Raw genomic sequence first — 21,835 nt, 5'->3', positions numbered from 1 at the left:
ATTTGCCGGGGGACCGAGTAAATTCATTTATTGTGACGGGTGTCAAAACCGGGGAGCGCAGCGCCGCGCTCCCGCGAGGTATCCAGGGCGCTGCGGACCCCAACTTCGCGTGCACGCTGCGCGGCTTCGCGCAGCTGTTCCCGGGCCGCCGGTACGGCGGCGGCGCGTTGTCGATCTACCTGCACGGCGAACCCGTCGTCGACGTCTGGACGGGCTATTCCGACCGCCGCGGCACCCAGCACTGGACCGCCGACACCGGCGCGATGGTCTTCTCGGTCACCAAGGGCATGGCCTCGACGGTGATCCACCGCCTCGCCGACCGCGGCCTGCTCGACTACGACGCGCCGGTCGCCGAGTACTGGCCCGAGTTCGGCGCCAACGGCAAGGCCCGCATCACGGTGCGCGAGATGATGCAGCACCGGGCCGGGCTGTCGCATCTGAACGGGTGCACCAAGGCCGAGTTGCTCGACCATCAGGTGATGGAGGACCGGGTCGCGCGCGCGTCGGTCAACAAGCTGCTGCGCGGTCACCAGGCCTATCACGCGCTGACCTACGGGTGGTTGATGTCCGGGCTGGGTCGCGCGCTCACCGGCAAGGGCATGCGCGAACTGATCCGCGAGGAGCTCGCCGAACCGCTCGAAACCGACGGCCTGCACCTGGGCAGACCGTCGGCCGACGCGCCGACTCGGGCCGCGCAGATCCTCGCGCCGCAGGGCACGCTGGCCAATCCGATCTTCAACTTCGTCGCCCCGCGCGTGGCAGCGCTCGGCGTGTCCGGGATGTTCGGCTCGATGTACTTCCCGGGGATGAAGGCCGTCGTGCAGGGCGACACCCCGTTCCTCGACGCCGAGATCCCGGCGGCCAACGGCGTCGCCACCGCACGCAGCCTGGCCCGGATGTACGGCGCCATCGCCAACGGCGGCAGCATCGACGGGCAGCGGTTCCTCTCCGAGGAGCGGGTCGCGCAGCTGACCGGAACACCGAGTTACTGGCCGGACCGCAACATCTTCGTGCCGCTGAGCTTCAACCTCGGGTACCACTCGTTGCCGGTGCCGCCCGGGTTGATGCCCGGATTCGGCCACGCCGGGCTGGCCGGCTCGGTCGGCTGGGCGGATCCCTCCAGCGGGCTGGCCTTCGGCTTCGTGCACAACCGGCTGTTGACCCGCATGGTGCTCGATCAGGCGACCTTCGCCGGTCTGGGGGCGCTGATCCGGCGGGACGCGGCCCGCGCCCGCAAACGCGGATACCATTCGGTGCCCGATCAGGGCGCGCCGTTCACCAAGGTGCCGCGGCCCGCCGCCGGGTAGTCCTGTCGATCAGTTCGGTGCGCTGCTGAACCACTTGGTCTTCTGGCGCCACGACTCGGCCGAGGTGAGCGCGAAGCCGGCGCCGCACATGCACGCGAACACCCACACCAGCGTGGTGCCGGCGTCGAGTTGCTGCAGGGCGGGGATGTAGGCGGTCAGCAGCCGCACGACGCACGCCGCGATGCCCGCCGCCGACGAGACCAGATAGACGTTGGCGATCTTGCGCGACCGCGGGTCCCTGCGCAGCACCAGCAGCGCGCGGCAGCCGTACACCAGCAGATAGATCAGGATGCCGCACAAGATCAGCCAGTACATGTTCAGCCAGAAATCCGTCGGCACCTGGAAGAAGTCGGCCTTGTAGATCCTGGCCCCGTTGCCGAGCGAGAAGGTCACCAGCAGCAGCGGGATGCACAGCGTCGCGGGCAGTTCGACGTACTTCTTGAACGACCTCTGCAGCAGGTGGTCGTCCTGCAACCGGCCCAGCGCGTTGTAGACGACGGCCGACGCCGCCACGATGTAGCAGTCGTGGCCGATGAAGTCCTCGAGATTCCATTTGCCGGTCAGCGCGTGCAGTGCGACGCCGAGCGTCTCGGACGCCCACGGCGACATCAGCAGCACGGCCATGCCCTGCAAAGCGATGTTGAGGGTGGCCGCGACTTCCCAACGCGACGACCACGTCACCCGGCGAATCCACAGGCTCCAGGCGATACAGCAAAGCGTGATCGCGATCAGTGTCGCCAATGCCATGGAATTTGCCTTCGAGCCGCCGTGGTACTCAGCAAAGTGTACGGCTTAAAGGGGTGGAGCGTCACTCCGCGGTCGCAGTTCGGAGAGTCGCGGCGCGCGGGTTCGCATCCTGGTCGTCTCGCGTACCGCGGTCTGCCCGGCACCGCCGGTGACCTCGAGCGATTCGACGTAGTTCAACACTTCTTGCCGTGTCATCAGCCCGAATCGGATCTGCAGGTCGGGGTAGCTGAGGCCGAAACGGTCCGAGACGCGACGCAATTCTTCGGCGTCCGGATAGTCGGCTTCCTTGATGCGCCGGTAATAGGTACTGCTCGAGGTACCCAGCGCGTCGTAGATGTCCTTGGCTTCGATGTCCCCGTCCAGGAGGTAATCGAGCAGGGCTTTGAGCTGTCTGCCGTTCTCATCGGTACGTGGCACTCACATACTGTAAACCACAGTCCCGAGTTTGGGCAGTGCGGTCCGCAAACTGGATATGGTTGCCTTTATTGACACGGCCGTCACAGTTTTGGGAGGCGTCTCCCAATTTTGGGACACGTGGGCTATCTTTGATCACATGGTTGCCCCGTACATGGTTCCGTCGGCCACAGAGGTTCTTCACCCGGCCGGCGATTTTGCCCTAGCAACGATCCGCATCGCGGATTACGACGTCGTGGACACTGGCCGTGCCGCGATGGCCAAACTGTCCACCCCGGCCCGCGACGAGCTGACGGCCGAGCTCGACGGCGCCACCGAATGGCTCGGTCTGCCCGCCGACGAGATCCTGCTCGCCGCGCTGACCAGGACGATCGCCCGCACGCTCGGCGACGGTCTGGTCCGCGTCGACATCGCCAGCGAGCGGGGCAGCCTGCTCGACGCGGTGCCGATGGTGTGCGCCACCGCCGGCCAGGCCACCGCCACCGAGGTGCTCGCATCGGTGCACCGCACGCTGGCGTCGGCGTCCGAGCACGTCGCGGCCGCGACCTCGGAGGTGTACTTCAACTACATCGGTGAGGCGCCCGAGCAGACCGATTCCGTGCAGGACACCCCGCCCGGCCTCGGCCACGCCCTCGAGGTGCGGGTGTACCGCGCCGACGGCGACGTCCACGTCGACTGGTGGTACGACACCAGCCGGTTCGAGAGCTACACGGTCCAGGAACTGACCGAGCAGTTCCCGCTGGCGCTGTTCGAGATGACCTCGGACGCGTTGCCGCCCAACTGACGACAGCCACTCACGGGCTGGATCGGGGACTCGCCGCAGGGCGATCCCGATCCAGTCCGTTTTCGTTTTCGCACCACGACGTCGTTAGAATCGTCGTCAACGGCATCGATCCGGCGATCACCGGGGAGCCTTCGGAAGAACAGCTCACACAGCTCAGTAGACCCGAACGGGTGGGCCCGTCATCGCCCTGAAGTGAGCGGCGCGCGTCGGCGAGGACCCGACGTGCGCAAGCGGGGTGGTACCGCGGTGCGCGCACACCAGTGCGACGTCGTCCCCGTGCCTTGACGAACACTCGAGGCCTTTCACCGAAGGCCCGTAAGAGGCACAGGAGCTATGACCGCCTATCCGAAGCCGGCCGCCGGAGCCCCGAAATTCCCGGCGCTGGAAGCCGACGTCCTCTCGTACTGGGACAGCGACGACACGTTCCGCGCCAGCATCGCGAACCGCGACGGCGCCCCCGAGTACGTCTTCTACGACGGTCCGCCGTTCGCCAACGGATTGCCGCACTACGGCCATCTGCTCACCGGGTACGTCAAGGACATCGTGCCGCGGTATCGCACCATGCGCGGCTACAAGGTCGAGCGCCGGTTCGGGTGGGACACCCACGGGCTGCCCGCCGAACTCGAGGTGCAGCGCCAACTCGGTATCACCGACAAGGCGCAGATCGAGGAAATGGGCATCGAGAAGTTCAACGACGCGTGCCGGGCGTCGGTGCTCAAGTACACCGATGAATGGCGCGACTACGTGACCCGGCAGGCCCGCTGGGTGGACTTCGACAACGACTACAAGACGCTCGAACCCGAGTTCATGGAGTCGGTCATCTGGGCCTTCAAGCAGTTGTGGGACAAAGGACTTGCCTACGAGGGCAACCGGGTCCTGCCGTACTGCTGGAACGACGAGACCCCGCTGTCGAGCCACGAGCTGCGGATGGACGACGACGTCTACCAGAGCCGCCAGGACCCGGCGATCACCGTCGGCTTCCGGGTCACTGACGGTCCGCTGGCCGACAGCCACCTGCTGATCTGGACCACGACGCCGTGGACGCTGCCGTCGAACCAGGCCGTCGCGGTGCACCCCGACGTGACCTACGTGCACGTGCAGGGCGGTGACGGCAGGCGCTACGTGCTGGCCGAGGCCCGCGTCGCCGCCTACGCCCGCGAGCTCGGCGAGGAGCCCGAGGTGCTCGGCACCTACACCGGCCGCGATCTGCTCGACACCCGTTATCTGCCGCCGTTCCCGTACTTCGCGGACACGCCGAACTCGTTCCGGGTGCTGCCCGCCGATTTCGTCAGCACCGAGGACGGCACCGGCATCGTGCACATGTCGCCGGCCTACGGCGAGGACGACATGCTCACCGCGCAGGCCGGGGGCATCGAGGCCGTCACACCCGTCGACGCCAGGGGACGGTTCGACCAGACCGTCCCGGACTACGCCGGCCAGCACGTGTTCGACGCCAACCCGCAGATCATCCGGGACCTGAAGAACCAGGCGGGGCCTGCGGCCGCCAACGGCGCGGTGCTGCTGCGCCACGAAACCTACGAACACTCCTATCCGCACTGCTGGCGATGCCGCAACCCGTTGATCTACCGCGCGGTGTCGTCGTGGTTCATCAAGGTCACCGAGTTCCGGGACCGCATGGTCGAGCTCAACCAGGAGATCACCTGGTATCCCGAACACGTCAAGGACGGCCAGTTCGGCAAGTGGCTGTCCGGCGCACGCGACTGGTCGATCTCGCGAAACCGCTACTGGGGCAGCCCGATCCCGGTGTGGAAATCCGACGACCCGGCCTACCCGCGCATCGACGTGTACGGCAGCCTCGACGAACTCGAGCGGGACTTCGGCGTGCGGCCCACCGATCTGCACCGGCCCTACATCGACGAACTCACCCGGCCCAATCCCGACGACCCGACCGGCAAGTCGACGATGCGCCGCATCGAGGACGTGTTCGACGTGTGGTTCGACTCCGGCTCGATGCCCTACGCGCAGGTGCACTACCCGTTCGAGAACCAGGACTGGTTCGACTCGCACTTCCCGGGCGACTTCATCGTCGAGTACATCGGCCAGACCCGCGGATGGTTCTACACGCTGCACATCCTGGCGACCGCCCTCTTCGACCGGCCGGCGTTCAAAACCTGTGTGGCGCACGGCATCGTGTTGGGCAATGACGGCCAGAAGATGAGCAAGTCGCTGCGCAACTACCCGGATGTGACCGAGGTGTTCGACCGCGACGGATCCGACGCGATGCGCTGGTTCCTGATGGCCTCGCCGATCCTGCGCGGCGGCAACCTGATCGTCACCGAACAGGGCATCCGCGAAGGCGTCCGCCAGGTGCTGCTGCCGCTGTGGAACGCCTACTCCTTCCTGGCGCTCTACGCCCCGGCGAAGGGCACCTGGCGCACCGACTCGACGCACGTGCTGGACCGCTACATCCTGGCCAAGCTGGCCGTGCTGCGCGACGACCTGACCGCCGCACTCGACGTCTGCGACATCTCCGGCGCCTGCGACCAGCTGCGCCAGTTCACCGAAGCGTTGACCAATTGGTATGTGCGACGGTCGCGTTCGCGGTTCTGGGAAGAGGACGCCGACGCGATCGACACCCTGCACACCGTGCTGGAGGTGACGTGCCGGCTGGCCGCGCCGCTGCTGCCGCTGATGACCGAGCGGATCTGGCGCGATCTGACCGGGCAGCGTTCGGTGCATCTGACCGACTGGCCCGAGGAGGGTGTGCTGCCCGCCGATCCCGAGCTCGTCGAGACGATGGACCTGGTGCGCGAGGTGGCGTCGGCGGGTTCGTCGCTGCGCAAGGCCAAGAAGCTGCGGGTCCGGTTGCCGCTGCCGAAACTCACGGTCGCCGTTGACAATCCGCAACGCCTCGAGCAGTTCGCCGATCTGATCGCCGATGAGCTCAACGTCAAGGCCGTCGAGCTGACCGACGACATCGCCACCTACGGCCGGTTCGAGCTGACCGTCAACGCGCGCGTCGCCGGGCCACGGCTGGGTAAGGACGTGCAGGCCGCGATCAAGGCGGTCAAGGCCGGTGCGGCCGTGGTGAATTCCGACGGCACGCTGACGGCTGGCCCGGCGGTGCTGCAGCCCGAGGAGTACAACTCGCGACTGGTGGCCGCCGATCCCGAGTACACCGCCGCGCTGCCCGACGGCGCGGGTCTCGTCGTGCTCGACGGCACGGTCACCGAGGAACTGGAAGCCGAGGGGTGGGCCAAGGACCGGATCCGCGAGCTGCAGGACCTGCGCAAGTCCACCGGCCTCGACGTCTCGGACCGGATCTCGGTGCTGATGTCGGTGCCCCCGGCCCGGCAGGCGTGGGCTCAGGCGCACAGCGGGCTGATCGCCCGCGAGATCCTGGCGACCAGCTTCGACTTCGGCGAACTCGCGGACGGCAGCGAGATCGGCGACGGGGTCAAGGTGGCGATCGCCAAGGTGGACCGCTAGCGCGGAGCCAGCACGGCGCGAACGGTTTTCGCGAAGTCGCCCAGGATGTCGCGGGCGAAGCGGTGGCGGCGGTAGCCGAGCGCTGCCAGCAACCGGCCGTGGTCGTAGGCGACCACGGCGGTCGCGCCGATCGCGGTGATCCACCACAGCGTGCACGCCAGGGCCCGCGCCGCGGCGGACGAGTCGGCGAACCCGCCGCGCAACCGCTGCTCGTGGAACCGGACGTGCGCGCGCTCGTCGGCCAGGATGCGGGCCGCGGCCGCCCGCACCACCGGGTCCGGGCACGCCGACGCCAGGCCGCCGTAGTAGGACAGCGCCACCACCTCGGCGACCGTCAGCACCATCAACTCGGTGCGCAGGCCCATCAGCCTGCGCAGCCGGACGAACACCGCGTCGGACCAGTGTTGCGCCATCGGCTGCCCGCCGAGGTAGCCGAGCAGGCGCAGCAGCAACTCGGCGTGCTGTTGTTCTTCGGCGACGAAAAGCTCAGCGGCGCAGCGGTATTCGGGGTCGTCGGCGGACTTGGCCAGCAGCTGCTCGCCGTCGCCGCTCTCGCCGAGCTGGAACCGGCGCACCGAGTCGATCAGCGGTGTCCTGAGCTCATCGGGCAGCGAGCAGCGCTCATCAAACCCGATGGCCGCGTCGGCGCGGGCGTGCAATTGTGCGTTGTCCTCGAAACGGCGCACCCAGGGTGCAAACTCACCCATCGACGACGCGGGCGCTGCGGCCGGAGAACACCACCACATCGTCGTGGCGCAGCTGTCTGCCGCGCCGCTGTTCGACCTCGCCGTTCACGCTGACCTGCCCGTCGGCGATGACGGTCTTGGCGTCGGCGCCGGAGTCGATGAGCCCGGCGAGCTTGAGGAACTGGCCGAGTCGGATTGCGCCGTCCCGGATCGGGACGTCGAGCGGCTCGCCGCCGTCGCCCGGGTACGTCATGGTCGTCAGGCTAGCGCCTTAGCATCGGCAGGTGTGGACGGTCGCTGGGTGCTGCACCTCGACATGGATGCGTTCTTCGCCTCCGTCGAGCAGCTGACCCGTCCCACCCTGCGGGGCCGCCCCGTGCTGGTCGGCGGGCTCGGCGGCCGCGGCGTGGTGGCCGGCGCGAGCTACGAATCCCGCGTCTACGGCGCCAAGTCGGCGATGCCGATGCACCAGGCGCGCAGGCTCGTCGGCGCGACGGCGGTGGTGCTGCCGCCCCGCGGCGTCGTCTACGGCGTCGCGAGCCGCCGTGTCTTCGAAACCGTGCGCACGCTGGTGCCGGTGCTCGAACAGCTGTCCTATGACGAGGCTTTCGGCGAACCCGCCGAACTGGCCGGCGCGTCGGCCGACGAGGTCGACGAGTTCTGCCGGCTGGTCAAGGCCCGGGTGCTCGAGGAGACCGGCCTCGTCGCCTCCATCGGCGCCGGGTCGGGCAAGCAACTCGCCAAGATCGCCTCCGGGCTGGCCAAACCGGACGGCATCCGGGTGGTGCGGCGCGAGGAGCAGCGCACGCTGCTCGACGGGCTGCCGGTGCGGCGACTGTGGGGCATCGGGCCGGTCGCGGGGGAGAAGCTGCACCGGCTGGGCATCGAGACCATCGGCGCGTTCGCCGCGCTCACCGAGACCGAGGCCGCCGACATCCTCGGCGGCACGATCGGTCCCGCGCTGCACCGGCTCGCACGCGGCATCGACGACCGGCCGGTCGCCGAGAACGCCCCGGCCAAGCAGATCAGCGCGGAGTCGACGTTCCCGGCCGACCTCACCACCCTCGATCAGCTCCGCGAGGCGATGGGCCCGATCGGCGAGCACGCGCACGCGCGGCTGGAGAAGGACGGTCGCGGCGCCCGCACCGTGACGGTGAAGCTGAAGAAGTCCGACATGAGCACGCTGACCCGCTCGGCCACCCTGCCGTACGCCACCACCGAGGCGGCCACCCTGATCGCGACGGCCCGCCGGCTACTGCTCGACCCCGTCGAGATCGGACCCATTCGCCTTCTCGGCGTTGGGTTTTCGGGGCTGTCCGAGGTGCAGCAGGAATCGCTGTTCCCCGACCTGGACCTGATGGCCTCCGACGACGAGGTCGCGCACACCGGTGTTCCGCCGACCGTCACCGACCTGGCCGCGACGCCGCCGGCCTGGCGGATCGGCGACGACGTCACGCATCCGGACTTCGGGCACGGCTGGATCCAGGGTGCGGGCCACGGCGTGATGACGGTCCGGTTCGAGACCCGCGCCAGCGGGCCGGGGCAGGCCCGCACCTTTCCCGACGACACCCCCGGCCTCGACCGGGCCAACCCGGTGGACAGCCTCGACTGGCCGGACTACGTCGCGGAGTTGGCGCGCTACCAGAGCACGCCGTAGGTGCTCGAGATCGTGAAGCCGTGCCCGCCGTAGGTCTCACACGTCACCGTGCCCTGATGGCTCACCCCGCAGTCGGCGCCCCAGTTCTCCAGCCGGTGACCGGCGGGCAGCACGTCGACGCCCTCCCTGGTGAAGGTGGGCGTGTCGGAGTGGCGGTATTCGGCCGGGCCGCCGCTGGTCAGGAACGTCTGGTTGGTTCCGGGTGGCGCATCGAGCGGAACGCCGTCACAGCCGATCGGGCCGCCGTTGGGCCCGATGCCGCACGACAGGCCGTCCGGGGTCCGGAAGAACACGTGGTAGTTCGGCGGCGGTCCGGGCCGGTAGTTGCCCTCGGCGACCGGGTACTGGTCGATCGGGTCCGGTGACGGTTCGGCGTTGGCGATCGCGCCCGCGGTGAGGGCAAGTGCGCTCACCCCGATCGCCGCGGTCGCCCGGGAAATCGTTCTGTCGAAGAGCACGTCCCCACGGTGCCACGCGCGTCAACCCCACCGGTCGAGGACGTCGGCGGCCGGTTCGCCTGCCGCCAGCGCCGCCATCAGCAGCACCCGCGCTTGCGCAGGCCGCAGCGACGGCACCGGCACCGCACCCGCAGCCACCAGGTCGTGGCCGGGGCCGTAGCCCGGGCTGACCCGCCCGCCGGGAACCCGGGTGCACAGCGCCACCGCGACCCCGGCGCGGCACAGCCGCCGCACCCCGTCGATGACCGCCGCGCCCGCGTTGCCCGCGCCGAGCGCCTCGACGACGATCCCGCGGGCACCCGCGGCCACACAGGCGTCCATCGCGACCGCGTCGGCGCCCGCGTACCCGCTCACGATGTCCACGCGCGGTGCCTGCGCCGCCGACACCGCGCCCAGCCCGGGTCGCTGCTTGGCTGTCGCCACGGTGAACTGCGCACCGGCGACAGAGCCCACCGCCGTGCCGGTGAAGCTCTGCAGGTCGGCGGTGCTGGTCTTGTACAGGCCCAGCGGCTGCCACACCGTGCCCGCGAACCCGACCAGCACCCCGAGCCCGCGGGCCGCGGGGCTAACCGCCACCGCCACCGCGTCGCGCAGGTTGGCGGGCCCGTCGGCATCCGGTGCGTCGGCGCTGCGCTGGGCGCCCGTCAGCACCACCGGCGCGGCGCCCGAGTAGGTCAGGTCGAGCCACAGCGCCGTCTCCTCCATGGTGTCGGTGCCGTGGGTGACCACCACACCGTCGACGCCCGACGCGACGGCCTGTCCGACCGCGTCGCCGATCCGGTCCCAGTCGGCCGGGACGAGCTGCGAGCTGTCCACCGCCATCAGATCCACCAGATCAACTTCCAGCCCGGACGTCAGCTGCGCCCCGGTGCGGGTCGGGCGCTTGACCCCGTCGGCGCCGGCACTGGTGGCGATGGTGCCGCCGGTGGTGATCACGACGATGCGAGCCATGGTGCGGAATTCTTCCGCATCGACGCTTTGGAATGATGGATGCGTGAGTGATGACCAGGACGCGCCCGAACAGACCATCGAGGCGCCGCCCCAGCGCAGGCTGCGGCTGCTGCTGATCGTCGCGGCCGTGGTGCTGGTCACCGACATCGTCACGAAAGTGCTTGCGGTCAAACTGCTCACCCCCGGCCAGCCGGTCTCGATCATCGGTGACACCGTGACCTGGACGCTGGTGCGCAACTCGGGCGCCGCGTTCTCGATGGCCACCGGCTACACCTGGGTGCTGACGCTGGTGGCCACCGGCGTGGTGTTCGGGATCATCTGGATGGGCAGGCGGCTGGTGTCGCCGTGGTGGGCGCTGGGCCTCGGCATGATCCTCGGCGGGGCGCTGGGAAACCTGGTCGACCGGTTCTTCCGCTCGCCCGGCCCGCTGCAGGGCCACGTCGTCGACTTCCTGTCGATCGGCTGGTGGCCGGTGTTCAACGTCGCCGACCCGTGTGTGGTCGGCGGTGCGATCCTGCTGGTCGTGCTGTCGGTGTTCGGTTTCGACTTCGATACCGTCGGGCGGCGCCGGCCGGACGGGGACAACTAGATGACCGATCGCTCACTTCCGGTCCCGGAGGGGCTGGCGGGGATGCGGGTCGATGCGGGGCTCGCGCGGCTGCTGGGGCTGTCCCGCACCGCCGCGGCGGCGCTGGCCGAGGACGGCGGTGTGGTCATCGACGGCGCCACCGCCGCCAAGGCCGACAAGCTGACCGCCGGTTCCTGGCTTGAGGTGCGGCTGCCCGAGGCGCCCGCCCCGGTGGAGAACACTCCGGTCGAGATCGAGGGCATGACGATCCTGTACTCCGACGACGACATCGTCGCGGTGGACAAACCGCCGGGGGTGGCCGCGCACGCCACCGTCGGCTGGCACGGCCCGACCGTGCTCGGCGGGCTGGCCGCGGCGGGTTTCCGCATCAGCACCTCCGGCATCCACGAGCGCCAGGGCATCGTGCACCGCCTCGACGTCGGGACCTCGGGCGTCATGGTGGTCGCGCTGTCCGAGCGGGCGTACACGGTGCTCAAGCGGGCGTTCAAGCAGCGCACCGTCGACAAGCGCTATCACGCGCTGGTGCAGGGCCATCCGGATCCGTCCAGCGGCACCATCGACGCCCCGATCGGCAGGCACCGCGGTCACGACTGGAAGTTCGCCGTCGTCGAGGACGGCAGGCACAGCGTCACCCACTACGACACGCTCGAGGCGCACCGGGCCGCCAGCCTGCTCGACATCGAACTCGAAACCGGCCGCACGCACCAGATCCGGGTGCACTTCGCGGCGCTGCACCACCCCTGCGCCGGTGACCTGACCTACGGCGCCGACCCGACACTGGCGAAACGCCTTGGGCTGGAACGGCAATGGCTGCACGCCCGGTCGCTGGCGTTCGCGCACCCCGCCGACGGCAGACGCATGGAGATCACCAGCCCATATCCCGCCGATCTGCAGCACGCCCTCGACGTGCTTCGGCACGAACTGTGAGCGAGGACCGCAAGTCCGGCCTGCTGTTCGGCGTCGGCGCCTACCTGTGCTGGGGCGTGTTCCCGGCGTTCTTCCCGCTACTCAAGCCGGCCGGGGCGGGGGAGATCCTGGCCCACCGCATCGTGTGGGGCTTCCTGCTGCTGGTCGTGGTCGTCGCGGTGGTGCGGCGGATGGGCGACCTGCGAACGATGTCGGGCCGCACCTGGCTGCTGCTGGCGGCGGCCTCGGCACTGATCTCGGTCAACTGGGGCATCTACGTCTACGCGGTCAACAACGGTCACGTCGTCGACGCGGCACTGGGCTACTTCATCAACCCGCTGGTGACCGTGGCGCTGGGCCTGCTCATCTTCCGCGAGCGGCTGAACCGGGCGCAGTTCGTCGCGCTGGCGATCGCCGTGCTCGCGGTCGTGGTGCTGACGGTGGAGGTGGGCACGCCGCCCTACATCGGACTCGGCCTGGCGCTGTCGTTCGGTCTGTACGGCGCGGTCAAGAAGGTGGTCCCGGTCGATCCCCGCGTCAGCGTCGGGGTCGAGGCGGGCCTGGCCACCCCGTTCGCCGTCGCGTACCTGGTGATGCTGCACGTCACCGGGCACGCCGCGTTCGCCATGCACGGCGGTCAACATGCGGTGCTGATGGTGGTGGCGGGCTTCGTCACCGCGCTGCCGCTGCTGCTGTTCGCCGCGGCGGCGCAACGCCTTCCGCTGGTCACCATGGGCCTGCTGTTCTACCTGACACCGGCGATGCAGCTCACCTGGGGAGTGGTGGTCGGGCACGAGCCGATGCCGCCGGCGCGCTGGCTCGGGTTCGGGCTGATCTGGACGGCGCTGCTGGTGTTCAGCGTCGATGCGATCCGGCGGACGCGGGCCGATCGGCGCGCCACCGCTCAGTCACTCGCCTGACACTTTTGCGACGTTTGCAAAGAACCCGCGGTTGACCTGGCACTAGCAATGTCTTAGCGTTTGCTCGTGGCCAGCAGGATCGAACCCGCTCCCGGCGGACGCGGACGCGGACGTCCCGTCGGCTCCGACTCGGCCGAGACGCGCGCGACCATCCTGCGCGCCGCCCGCACGGTCATCGTCGAACGCGGTTACGAAGCCGCCACGTTCCAGGCCATCGCCGCGCGGGCCGGGTTCAGCAGGCCGACGATGCACTACTACTTCCACACCAAGGAAGAGATCTACGAAAGCCTCCAGCGCGAGGCGTATTCAGTTGTCTCGGATTGCATTGCGGCGGCTAAGCGGCAGGACACGCTGCTCGACCAGCTGTCGACCTTCGTTGCCGCGGCGCGCCGGCTGGACTTCTCCGACGGCTCGATGATGCGGTTCATCGTGATGTCGCGCCTCGAGCAGCACCGCCACCCCAGGCTGCGCGGGAGCACCACCGCGGTGACCGAGGCGGTGGCCGGGTTCTACCGGTGGATGGTCGACGATGCGATCCGCCGCGGCGAGATCTCCGCCCACGTGGACGCCGACGCGGTGGCCAACATGCTGTTCGCGATGTTCTGGGGAATGGGTCTGTTCGCGGGCTTCATCCACGGCGCCACGGGCGTCTCCGGCATTGCCAAGCAACTGAACACGCTGCTGCGTCGGGGATTGCTGAGCGCGCCGGTCGACGCGGATCTCGCGGTGATGGGGGCTCCGGCGGTGATGCCGGTGGACCCGCTCGGAGGTCCCGGATATAGGGAAACACCCGATTCCTCTGCGCCGGTCGGCGCAATAGCGTTCGGGGCATGATCGGCTTCTGGTTCACGGCCATGATCGCGTGCCTCGTCCTGGCGGGCGTCGTGGCTCAACTCGGCTGGCAGCTGCCGACCAACGACGAGCTCAGACGCGTCCTGCTGCGGGTCCGGCCGGGGACGCGGCGGGTCGATTCCCGAACCCGGTGAACGCGGCGAGAGACACGCACCGCGACACGCCGGGACTTGTCGGGCCTCGGCCATAGACTGGCCACCCTATGAGCGGTCCGTCTTCGCAGTCCTTCGTGCACCTGCATAACCACACCGAATACTCGATGCTGGACGGCGCCGCGAAGGTCAAGCCGATGCTCGCCGAGGCGCAGCGCCTCGAGATGCCCGCGATCGGGATGACCGACCACGGAAACATGTTCGGCGCCAGCGAGTTCTACAACGCCGCCACCGACGCCGGCATCAAGCCGATCATCGGTGTCGAGGCGTACATCGCGCCGGCGTCGCGGTTCGACACCAAGCGCATCCTGTGGGGTGATCCGAGCCAGAAGGGCGACGACGTCTCGGGCAGCGGGTCCTACACCCACATGACGATGGTGGCCGAGAACGCCACCGGGCTGCGCAACCTGTTCAAGCTGTCGTCGCTGGCGTCGTTCGAGGGCCAGCTCGGCAAGTGGGCGCGTATGGACGCCGAGCTGATCGCCGAGCACGCCGAGGGGATCATCGCCACCACCGGCTGCCCGTCGGGCGAGGTGCAGACCCGGTTGCGGCTCGGCCACGACCGTGAGGCGCTCGAAGCCGCCGCGAAGTGGCGCGAGATCTTCGGCCCGGACAACTTCTTCCTCGAGCTGATGGACCACGGGCTCGACATCGAGCGCCGGGTCCGCGAGGGGCTGCTCGAGATCGGGCAGAAGCTGGGCATCCCGCCGCTGGCCACCAACGACTGCCACTACGTCACCCGCGACGCCTCGCAGAACCACGAGGCGCTGCTGTGCATCCAGACCGGCAAGACACTGTCGGATCCGAACCGGTTCAAGTTCGACGGCGACGGCTACTACCTGAAGTCGGCCGCCGAGATGCGCGCACTGTGGGACGGTCAGGTGCCCGGGGCGTGCGATTCGACGGTGCTGATCGCCGAGCGGGTCACGTCGTACGCCGACGTGTGGACCCCACGCGACCGCATGCCGGTCTTCCCGGTGCCCGAGGGCCACACCCAGGAGTCCTGGCTGCGGCACGAGGTGAAGGCGGGCCTGGTGCGCCGCTTCCCGTCCGCCGACGTCCCGCAGGAGTACCTCGACCGCGCGGACTTCGAGATCAAGGTCATCTGCGAGAAGGGCTATCCGTCCTACTTCCTGATCGTGGCCGACCTGATCAACTACGCCCGGTCGGTCGACATCCGGGTGGGGCCGGGCCGCGGCTCGGCGGCCGGTTCCCTGGTCGCCTACGCGCTGGGCATCACCAACATCGACCCGATCCCGTACGGCCTGCTGTTCGAGCGGTTCCTCAACCCCGAGCGCGTCTCGATGCCCGACATCGACATCGACTTCGACGACCGCCGCCGCGGCGAGATGCTGCGCTATGCCGCCAACAAGTGGGGCAGCGACCGCGTCGCCCAGGTCATCACCTTCGGCACGATCAAAACCAAAGCGGCGCTCAAGGACTCGGCGCGCGTGCACTACGGCCAGCCCGGCTTCGCGATCGCGGATCGGATCACCAAGGCGCTGCCGCCGCCGATCATGGCCAAGGACATCCCGCTGTCGGGCATCACCGACCCCAACCACGAGCGGTACAAGGAAGCCGCCGAGGTGCGCGGGCTGATCGACACCGATCCCGACGTGCGCACGATCTACGAGACCGCGCGCGGCCTCGAGGGCCTGGTGCGCAACGCCGGCGTGCACGCCTGCGCGGTGATCATGAGCTCCGAGCCGCTCGTCGACGCGATCCCGCTGTGGAAGCGGCCGCAGGACGGCGCGATCATCACCGGCTGGGACTACCCGTCATGTGAGGCCATCGGCCTGCTGAAGATGGACTTCCTGGGCCTGCGCAACCTGACGATCATCGGCGACGCGCTGGAGAACATCAAGGCCAACCGCGGCATCGAGCTGGACCTCGAATCTGTGCCGCTCGACGACAAACCGACCTACGAGTTGTTGGGCCGCGGCGACACGCTCGGGGTGTTCCAGCTCGACGGCGGCCCGATGCGCGACCTGCTGCGGCGCATGCAGCCGACCGGCTTCGAGGACGTCGTCGCGGTGATCGCGCTGTACCGCCCGGGTCCGATGGGCATGAACGCCCACAACGACTACGCCGACCGCAAGAACGGCCGGCAGGCGATCAAGCCGATCCACCCCGAACTCGAGGAACCGCTGCGCGAGATCCTCGCCGAGACCTACGGCCTGATCGTCTACCAAGAGCAGATCATGCGGATCGCGCAGAAGGTGGCCAGCTACTCGCTGGCCCGAGCAGACATTCTGCGCAAGGCGATGGGCAAGAAGAAGCGCGAGGTCCTGGAGAAGGAGTTCGAGGGCTTCTCGGAAGGCATGAAGTCCAACGGCTTCTCGGCCGCGGCGATCAAGGCGCTGTGGGACACGGTGCTGCCGTTCGCCGACTACGCGTTCAACAAGTCGCACGCCGCGGGTTACGGGCTGGTGTCGTACTGGACCGCCTACCTGAAGGCCAACTACCCGGCCGAATACATGGCCGGCCTGCTGACCTCGGTGGGCGACGACAAGGACAAGGCCGCGGTCTATCTGGCCGACTGCCGCCGGCTGGGCATCACGGTGCTGCCGCCCGACGTCAACGAGTCGGCGCTGAACTTCGCCTCGGTCGGTGAGGACATCCGCTACGGGCTGGGTGCGGTGCGCAACGTCGGCGCGAATGTCGTTGCCTCCCTGATCAATTCGCGTACCGAGAAGGGGAAGTACATCGACTTCTCCGACTACCTCAACAAGATCGACATCAGCGCCTGCAACAAGAAGGTCACCGAGTCGCTGATCAAGGCCGGGGCGTTCGACTCGCTCGGGCACCCGCGCAAGGGCCTGTTCCTGGTGCACACCGACGCCGTCGACTCGGTGCTGGGCACCAAGAAGGCCGAGGCGATGGGCCAGTTCGACCTGTTCGGTGGAGCCGACACCGCGACCGACGCGGTGTTCACCATCAAAGTCCCCGACGAGGAGTGGGAGGACAAGCACAAGCTCGCCCTCGAACGCGAGATGCTCGGCCTGTACGTGTCCGGCCACCCGCTCAACGGCATCGCGCATCTGCTGGCCGCCCAGGTCGACACGGCGATTCCGGCGATCCTCGACGGCGACGTGCCCAACGAGACGCAGGTCCGCGTCGGCGGAATCCTGGCGTCGGTGAACCGCCGGGTGAACAAGAACGGGCTGCCGTGGGCGTCAGCCCAACTCGAGGACCTCACCGGCGGCATCGAGGTGCTGTTCTTCCCGCAGACGTACTCCACGTTCGGCGGCGAGATCGCCGACGACGCCGTCGTGCTGGTCGGCGCCAAGGTGGCGATCCGCGACGACCGGATCTCGTTGATCGCCAACGACCTTGTGGTGCCTGACTTCTCGAGCGCTCAGCTGGATCGGCCGCTGGCGGTGAGCCTGCCGACGCGGCAGTGCACCGTGGACAAGGTCACCGCGCTCAAGCAGGTGCTGGCGCGCCACCCCGGCACGTCGCAGGTGCACCTGCGGCTGATCAGCGGCGAGCGGATCACCACGCTGGAGCTCGACGCCGCGCTGCGGGTGACGCCGTCCTCGGCGTTGATGGGCGATCTCAAGGCGCTGCTCGGTCCGGGCTGCCTGGGCGGCTGACCCAGGGCTCCTCGTTGCGCTGACGGCGCTGCGTCTCCTCGGCCGACTCCTTGGCCCAGAAGTCCTCGAACCGGTCGGTCGTCTTGCCGGGCACCTTGTTCATCAGCGTGCTCAGCCAGCGCGGCGCGACGGCCGGTTCGTACTGCGGCAGCACCCAACTGAGGGCGTAGAGGGTTTTGAGGACCACGAAAACGCCGAACAACGCCGACGACGCACCGGTCACCGCGACTCCGAGCAAGCCGAAGATCAGCGTCATGTGCACGACGATGACGCGGCCGAGGCCGCGGTTGGCCGCCTGCTCGACCCGCCAGAAGGTCCAGTCGCGCAGGCGCATCAGATCCACCGCGAGGTCGACGGCCAGGAACGCCAGCACCCACGCCGAACCGATCAGCACGCTGTGCCAGTCGACGCGGGCCATGGCCTCACCGTTGTGGGCGAGGAGGCCGAGGATGACGGCGAGGAACACGGCGTGGCCCCCGCAGATGGCCAGCGCGACGAGCAGGAACCCCTTGACGAACGAACCCTCCGAGCGCTCGCCGTCGGGCGCCCGGTATCTGAAGTGGCCGCGGCGGGGGCTCACCCGCTGGTGGGTGAGGATGCGCACCGCCACGAACAGGCAGGCCGCGACGTTCTCGATCCAGTAGACCGTCAGCGTGGTGCCCGCCGACCAGTGCTGGACGAACCACCCGGCCACCGGGACGCCGTTGACGCCGGTGAACGTCAGCAGGTCCGCGATCCGCGCCACGCCGACATCCTCGCATGATCAGCCCAGAACGTTGACTGCCCTTGCGATTACGAGACCCGCGGTCGACAGCGCGACCATCGCCTGCACGGTCATCATCATCTTGGCCCAGCGGGCCAGCGGCATGGTGTCGGTGGGGGAGAAGGCCATCACATTCGTGACGCTGACGTAGAGGTAGTCGATGAACGTGGGGCGCCAATCCGGCGGCGCCACACCGGGAGTGGTCATCTGCGGGAACAGGAAGTCCGGGTACGCGCGCTCGCCGGCGTGTCGCGCGAACGGGCCGCCGCGGTCGAGTTCCCAGTACCAGATCCCGAACACGATGACGTTCGTGATGATGATCGACGCACCGCTGCCCAGCAGCACGGCCGCATCCTTGCTCTCGTCCCCGGACAAGATTCCGATGTCGAGCACCAGCGCCGAGAGCGTGTTGTCGACGGTGATCGCGGTCAGCAGCACCAGGGTGGCGTACCGGCCGAACCGGGTGCGCCGCGACATGACGAGCGGGTTGATGGCCAGCAGGGCGAGCAGCAGCAGCCCTTCGAGCACGAGCAGCGGCCAGCGCGGAACCAACGTGTAGCTCTTCGGGATTGCGAGTTGAAGCGCCATCGCGATGAGCAGCGCGGTCAGTACCGGCAGCGTGCTCTCGGGGTGGCGCCGCGGGAGGGCCATGGTGTCAGTCTGGTGGGCCATGATGGCCGGATGGAGTCACGACACGTCAGCGTATGGATAACCGCCCGCGCCGAAGCGGTCTACGAGTTCGCCGCCGACCTGCAGACGTGGCCGTCGTGGGCCGCCGGACTGGCCGAGGGCGGGCTGCGCCGGACCGCCGACGGGTGGGTAGCCGACTCGCCGATGGGCCAGGTGCGCGTCGAGCTGGCGCCTCCCAACGAGTTCGGGGTGCTCGACCACATCGTGCGCCTGCCGTCGGGGGAGGAGGTCTACAACCCGATGCGGGTCCAACCCGGCGGACCGCCCGGCGACGAATCCGGCTGCGAGGTCGTGTTCGCGGTGCGGCGCAGGCCCGGGATGGGCGACGACGAGTTCGACGCCGACGTCGCGGCCGTCGCCGCCGATCTGGCGACGCTGCGGGGTCTGCTGGAGAGCTGACCGGCGCCGCTCAGCGACTCGAGGAGCAGTACGCGCTGAAGACCACCCACGTGACGGTGCCGACTGCCGCCCCGGCGAGCACCGCGGTGGCCGCCGTCGCGGTCGCGACACCGACCACGAGCGCCACCACCGCGCCCAGCACGAGGGCGATCAACTTGTAGGCCGGCCACGGCACACCGGCAACACTGACGTCGCAGGCCGCGCGGGCGGCCGTGGTGCGAAAGTTGCCTGCGGTGGTCATAGCACGACGATAGCTCGTAATCGAAATTTCGGCCACCCGAAACACCGGTTCAGGTCTGTCAGATGATCAGCGGTTTAGTCTGGTCGCATGCCGCTTTCCGGAGAGTATGAACCGAGCCCGTGGGACTGGGTGCGGGAACACGCCGACAAGATCGTGGAGTCGGGCAGCACCGAGGGCATCGACCTGAAGGGCAAGCCGCTCATCCTGCTGACCACGGTCGGCGCCAAGTCGGGCAAGATCCGCAGGACGCCGCTGATGCGGGTCGAGCACGACGGCGAGTACGCGGTCGTCGCCTCGCTGGGCGGGGCGCCGAAGAACCCGGTCTGGTACTACAACGTCAAGGCTCATCCGCGGGTGGAACTGCAGGACGGCCCGGTGACCAAGGAGTACGACGCCCGCGAGGTGTTCGGCGAGGAAAAGGCCGTGTGGTGGGAGCGGGCCGTCGAGGCGTGGCCGGACTACGCCGAGTACCAGACCAAGACCGACCGCCAGATCCCGGTGTTCGTGCTGACCCCGGTCGGCTGACCGGTCCGATTCAGAGGAACGGGCAGGTTGGTGGCACTATTGACCGGTGTCCGCTGAACTGAGCCAGACCCGGAGATTGTCGCCGCTGTCCGCGGCCGATGTCGACGAGGCCGCTCAGCGAATTGCCGGCGTGGTGCTGCGCACCCCGCTGCAGATCAGCGACCGGCTGTCCGGCGTCACCGGCGCGACGGTCTATCTCAAGCGCGAGGACCTGCAGCCGGTCCGGTCGTACAAGCTGCGCGGCGCGCACAACCTCCTGATGCAGCTGTCCGCCGACGAGCTCGCCGCCGGCGTGGTCTGCTCCTCGGCGGGCAACCACGCCCAGGGCTTCGCGATGGCCTGCCGGTCGATGGGGGTGCGCGGCCGGGTGTACGTGCCCGGCAAGACGCCCAAGCAGAAGCGTGACCGCATCCGGTACCACGGCGGCGAGTTCATCGAGCTCATCGTCGTCGGCCGGACCTATGACGAGGCCGCGGCGGCCGCGCTGGACGACGTCGCGCGCACGGGCGCCACGCTGGTGCCGCCCTACGACGACCTGCGCACGATGGCCGGACAGGGCACCATCGCCGCCGAGATCCTCGACCAGCTCGACGACGAACCCGATGTGGTGATCGTCCCGGTCGGCGGCGGCGGCTGCATCTCGGGCATCACCACCTATCTCGCGGAGAAGACCACCAACACCTCGGTGCTGGGCGTCGAGCCGGCGGGCGCGGCGTCGATGATGGCGGCGCTGAGCGCCGGCGAGCCGGTGGTGCTCGACGAGGTCGATCAGTTCGTCGACGGCGCCGCGGTGAACCGCGCGGGCTCGCTGCCGTATCAGGTGCTGGCCGCCGCGGGGGACATGGTGTCGCTCATCACGGTCGACGAGGGCGCGGTGTGCACCGCGATGCTCGACCTGTACCAGAACGAGGGCATCATCGCCGAACCCGCCGGCGCGCTGTCGGTGGCCGCGCTGATGGAGGCCGACGTCGAACCGGGCTCCACCGTGGTGTGCGTCATCTCCGGCGGCAACAACGACGTCTCCCGCTACGGCGAGGTGCTGGAACGGTCGCTGGTGCACCTCGGTCTGAAGCACTACTTCCTGGTCGACTTCCCGCAGGAGCCCGGCGCGCTGCGCCGCTTCCTCGACCAGGTGCTCGGCCCGAACGACGACATCACGCTGTTCGAGTACGTCAAACGCAACAACCGCGAGACCGGTGAGGCGCTGGTGGGTATCGAGCTCGGCTCGGCGGCCGACTTCGACGGCCTGCTGCAGCGGATGCGCGCCTCCGACATCCACGTCGAGGCGCTCGCGCCCGATTCACCGGCCTACCGCTACCTGCTGTAGCAGGTCCAGCGACTCGTCGTGGGCCCGGAAGATCGGCTCGATGACGACGTCGTGCTCGCGGGCGGCTGCGGTGAGCAGTTCCGCCCACTGCCGGTCCAGTCGCGACACCGGCCCGACGCCCGGCCGGGTGAGCAGCAGTGCCACCGTGGTGCCGTCGGGGAAGTCGGCCAGGACGTCGCGGCAGCCGGCCATCACCTCGTCGGCGAGGCCGGCATCGGCGGTGGCCCGCAGCTCGACTTGACTGAGCGCCTTGATCATTCGGCGGTCGGGTCCGACGAAGCCGACCCACAGCAGCCGCAGGTCGAAGCCCAGTTCGCCCATCAGAGCCCGCCAGCGCTGGCCCATGTCGGCCGGTGAGTGGATCGGATCGGTCGCTGTTTCGATCGGCGGCGGCCGGTACGGATGTGTCATGCCTCCGAGC

At 68.9% G+C, this 21,835-nt stretch carries 23 protein-coding genes; 13 read left to right on the top strand and 10 right to left on the bottom strand.

Annotation, left to right across the window (positions count from 1 at the left end; translation table 11 throughout):
- The first annotated feature begins 32 nt into the window (after positions 1-32).
- Entirely contained in the window at positions 33-1,307 is a 1,275-nt protein-coding gene (gene lipL, locus BLW81_RS21830) for an esterase/beta-lactamase LipL (protein ID WP_083408981.1), read from the top strand.
- A 9-nt stretch (positions 1,308-1,316) separates the two neighbouring features.
- Here lipL and BLW81_RS21825 read toward each other — a convergent pair whose 3' ends face one another.
- A complete protein-coding gene (locus tag BLW81_RS21825) occupies positions 1,317-2,054 on the bottom strand; it encodes a hypothetical protein (protein ID WP_083408980.1) in 738 nt (245 codons plus the stop codon).
- A gap of 45 nt (positions 2,055-2,099) precedes the next feature.
- Positions 2,100-2,471 (bottom strand): transcriptional regulator, encoded by a 372-nt coding sequence (locus BLW81_RS21820; protein WP_083408979.1) that lies wholly within the window; start codon positions 2,469-2,471, stop codon positions 2,100-2,102.
- Between the two features lie 232 nt (positions 2,472-2,703).
- On the opposite strand from BLW81_RS21820, the gene BLW81_RS21815 reads away from it, so the two are divergent.
- Together BLW81_RS21815 and ileS are read left to right on the top strand one after the other, a co-directional pair.
- Positions 2,704-3,252 carry a hypothetical protein gene (locus tag BLW81_RS21815; protein ID WP_235632055.1) on the top strand — a complete coding sequence of 183 codons (549 nt, stop codon included), beginning with the start codon at positions 2,704-2,706 and terminating at the stop codon, positions 3,250-3,252.
- Between the two features lie 333 nt (positions 3,253-3,585).
- Positions 3,586-6,702, top strand: coding sequence for an isoleucine--tRNA ligase (gene ileS / locus BLW81_RS21810; protein WP_083408977.1), 3,117 nt, complete (start codon positions 3,586-3,588; stop codon positions 6,700-6,702).
- On the opposite strand, the gene BLW81_RS21805 is transcribed toward ileS, so the two are convergent.
- Positions 6,699-7,409 (bottom strand): ferritin-like domain-containing protein, encoded by a 711-nt coding sequence (locus tag BLW81_RS21805; RefSeq protein WP_083408976.1) that lies wholly within the window; start codon positions 7,407-7,409, stop codon positions 6,699-6,701. The genes ileS and BLW81_RS21805 overlap by 4 nt on opposite strands.
- On the bottom strand, positions 7,402-7,641 hold the full coding sequence (locus BLW81_RS21800; RefSeq protein WP_083408975.1) for an RNA-binding S4 domain-containing protein: 240 nt from the start codon (positions 7,639-7,641) through the stop codon (positions 7,402-7,404). Before BLW81_RS21800 ends, BLW81_RS21805 begins: the two co-directional genes overlap by 8 nt.
- A 33-nt stretch (positions 7,642-7,674) precedes the next feature.
- Between BLW81_RS21800 and BLW81_RS21795 the strand changes: the two genes are divergently transcribed.
- Positions 7,675-9,045: a DNA polymerase IV gene (locus BLW81_RS21795; protein WP_083408974.1), complete on the top strand. Its 1,371-nt coding sequence runs from the start codon at positions 7,675-7,677 to the stop codon at positions 9,043-9,045.
- On the opposite strand, the gene BLW81_RS21790 is transcribed toward BLW81_RS21795, so the two are convergent.
- Both BLW81_RS21790 and BLW81_RS21785 read right to left on the bottom strand, forming a co-directional pair.
- Positions 9,027-9,503, bottom strand: a complete 477-nt coding sequence (locus tag BLW81_RS21790) for a hypothetical protein (protein ID WP_407662282.1) — start codon at positions 9,501-9,503, stop codon at positions 9,027-9,029. The genes BLW81_RS21795 and BLW81_RS21790 overlap by 19 nt on opposite strands.
- 21 nt (positions 9,504-9,524) lie before the next feature.
- Positions 9,525-10,454 (bottom strand): asparaginase, encoded by a 930-nt coding sequence (locus tag BLW81_RS21785; RefSeq protein ID WP_083408973.1) that lies wholly within the window; start codon positions 10,452-10,454, stop codon positions 9,525-9,527.
- Positions 10,455-10,497: 43 nt separating this feature from the next.
- Between BLW81_RS21785 and lspA the strand changes: the two genes are divergently transcribed.
- The 6 genes from lspA to dnaE all read left to right on the top strand — a co-directional run bounded on the left by lspA (position 10,498) and on the right by dnaE (position 17,469).
- A complete protein-coding gene (gene lspA / locus BLW81_RS21780) occupies positions 10,498-11,043 on the top strand; it encodes a signal peptidase II (protein WP_083408972.1) in 546 nt (181 codons plus the stop codon).
- Positions 11,044-11,970, top strand: a complete 927-nt coding sequence (locus BLW81_RS21775; protein WP_083408971.1) for an RluA family pseudouridine synthase — start codon at positions 11,044-11,046, stop codon at positions 11,968-11,970.
- On the top strand, positions 11,967-12,869 hold the full coding sequence (gene rarD / locus BLW81_RS21770) for an EamA family transporter RarD (RefSeq protein ID WP_083408970.1): 903 nt from the start codon (positions 11,967-11,969) through the stop codon (positions 12,867-12,869). Before BLW81_RS21775 ends, rarD begins: the two co-directional genes overlap by 4 nt.
- Positions 12,870-12,935: 66 nt before the next feature.
- Positions 12,936-13,703, top strand: a complete 768-nt coding sequence (locus tag BLW81_RS21765; RefSeq protein ID WP_173839659.1) for a TetR/AcrR family transcriptional regulator — start codon at positions 12,936-12,938, stop codon at positions 13,701-13,703.
- The gene (locus tag BLW81_RS29650) at positions 13,700-13,855 is read left to right on the top strand and encodes a hypothetical protein (RefSeq protein WP_173839658.1); all 156 of its coding nucleotides are present in this window, start codon (positions 13,700-13,702) and stop codon (positions 13,853-13,855) included. The genes BLW81_RS21765 and BLW81_RS29650 overlap by 4 nt, the downstream gene beginning before the upstream one ends.
- A gap of 68 nt (positions 13,856-13,923) precedes the next feature.
- Positions 13,924-17,469, top strand: a complete 3,546-nt coding sequence (gene dnaE / locus BLW81_RS21760) for a DNA polymerase III subunit alpha (RefSeq protein ID WP_083408969.1) — start codon at positions 13,924-13,926, stop codon at positions 17,467-17,469.
- Here dnaE and BLW81_RS21755 read toward each other — a convergent pair.
- Together BLW81_RS21755 and BLW81_RS21750 are read right to left on the bottom strand one after the other, a co-directional pair.
- Positions 17,432-18,214: a DUF6498-containing protein gene (locus BLW81_RS21755; protein ID WP_083408968.1), complete on the bottom strand. Its 783-nt coding sequence runs from the start codon at positions 18,212-18,214 to the stop codon at positions 17,432-17,434. The genes dnaE and BLW81_RS21755 overlap by 38 nt on opposite strands.
- 18 nt (positions 18,215-18,232) lie before the next feature.
- Entirely contained in the window at positions 18,233-18,883 is a 651-nt protein-coding gene (locus tag BLW81_RS21750) for a hypothetical protein (protein ID WP_083410731.1), read from the bottom strand.
- A gap of 30 nt (positions 18,884-18,913) precedes the next feature.
- Between BLW81_RS21750 and BLW81_RS21745 the strand changes: the two genes are divergently transcribed.
- Positions 18,914-19,321, top strand: a complete 408-nt coding sequence (locus BLW81_RS21745) for a polyketide cyclase (protein WP_083408967.1) — start codon at positions 18,914-18,916, stop codon at positions 19,319-19,321.
- Between the two features lie 10 nt (positions 19,322-19,331).
- Here the strand turns inward: BLW81_RS21745 and BLW81_RS21740 are convergent, their stop codons facing one another.
- Entirely contained in the window at positions 19,332-19,562 is a 231-nt protein-coding gene (locus BLW81_RS21740) for a hypothetical protein (RefSeq protein WP_083408966.1), read from the bottom strand.
- Between the two features lie 87 nt (positions 19,563-19,649).
- On the opposite strand from BLW81_RS21740, the gene BLW81_RS21735 reads away from it, so the two are divergent.
- Positions 19,650-20,087 carry a nitroreductase family deazaflavin-dependent oxidoreductase gene (locus BLW81_RS21735; protein ID WP_083408965.1) on the top strand — a complete coding sequence of 146 codons (438 nt, stop codon included), beginning with the start codon at positions 19,650-19,652 and terminating at the stop codon, positions 20,085-20,087.
- A 46-nt stretch (positions 20,088-20,133) separates the two neighbouring features.
- A complete protein-coding gene (gene ilvA / locus BLW81_RS21730; protein WP_083408964.1) occupies positions 20,134-21,414 on the top strand; it encodes a threonine ammonia-lyase IlvA in 1,281 nt (426 codons plus the stop codon).
- Here the strand turns inward: ilvA and BLW81_RS21725 are convergent.
- On the bottom strand, positions 21,388-21,825 hold the full coding sequence (locus BLW81_RS21725) for a hypothetical protein (RefSeq protein WP_083410730.1): 438 nt from the start codon (positions 21,823-21,825) through the stop codon (positions 21,388-21,390). The two genes, ilvA and BLW81_RS21725, sit on opposite strands and share 27 nt — an antisense overlap.
- Between the last annotated feature and the right edge of the window lie 10 nt (positions 21,826-21,835).

The sequence above is a fragment of the Mycolicibacterium rutilum genome (genome assembly GCF_900108565.1).
In the GTDB taxonomy this organism is placed as follows: Bacteria; Actinomycetota; Actinomycetes; order Mycobacteriales; family Mycobacteriaceae; genus Mycobacterium; species Mycobacterium rutilum.
The sequence above is the reverse complement of the archived record's forward strand: the minus strand, read 5'-3'. Positions and strand labels throughout refer to the sequence as shown.

What these genes read in the sequence shown, in the direction of transcription:
- BLW81_RS21750 (WP_083410731.1), bottom strand. Translation starts at nt 18,883, where the DNA reads ATGGCCCTCCCGCGGCGCCACCCCGAGAGCACGCTGCCGGTACTGACC.
- BLW81_RS21725 (WP_083410730.1), bottom strand. Translation starts at nt 21,825, where the DNA reads ATGACACATCCGTACCGGCCGCCGCCGATCGAAACAGCGACCGATCCG.
- BLW81_RS21740 (WP_083408966.1), bottom strand. Translation starts at nt 19,562, where the DNA reads ATGACCACCGCAGGCAACTTTCGCACCACGGCCGCCCGCGCGGCCTGC.
- BLW81_RS21775 (WP_083408971.1), top strand. Translation starts at nt 11,044, where the DNA reads ATGACCGATCGCTCACTTCCGGTCCCGGAGGGGCTGGCGGGGATGCGG.
- dnaE (WP_083408969.1), top strand. Translation starts at nt 13,924, where the DNA reads ATGAGCGGTCCGTCTTCGCAGTCCTTCGTGCACCTGCATAACCACACC.
- BLW81_RS29650 (WP_173839658.1), top strand. Translation starts at nt 13,700, where the DNA reads ATGATCGGCTTCTGGTTCACGGCCATGATCGCGTGCCTCGTCCTGGCG.
- BLW81_RS21745 (WP_083408967.1), top strand. Translation starts at nt 18,914, where the DNA reads ATGGAGTCACGACACGTCAGCGTATGGATAACCGCCCGCGCCGAAGCG.
- ileS (WP_083408977.1), top strand. Translation starts at nt 3,586, where the DNA reads ATGACCGCCTATCCGAAGCCGGCCGCCGGAGCCCCGAAATTCCCGGCG.
- BLW81_RS21800 (WP_083408975.1), bottom strand. Translation starts at nt 7,641, where the DNA reads ATGACGTACCCGGGCGACGGCGGCGAGCCGCTCGACGTCCCGATCCGG.
- BLW81_RS21735 (WP_083408965.1), top strand. Translation starts at nt 19,650, where the DNA reads ATGCCGCTTTCCGGAGAGTATGAACCGAGCCCGTGGGACTGGGTGCGG.
- BLW81_RS21825 (WP_083408980.1), bottom strand. Translation starts at nt 2,054, where the DNA reads ATGGCATTGGCGACACTGATCGCGATCACGCTTTGCTGTATCGCCTGG.
- BLW81_RS21785 (WP_083408973.1), bottom strand. Translation starts at nt 10,454, where the DNA reads ATGGCTCGCATCGTCGTGATCACCACCGGCGGCACCATCGCCACCAGT.
- BLW81_RS21805 (WP_083408976.1), bottom strand. Translation starts at nt 7,409, where the DNA reads ATGGGTGAGTTTGCACCCTGGGTGCGCCGTTTCGAGGACAACGCACAA.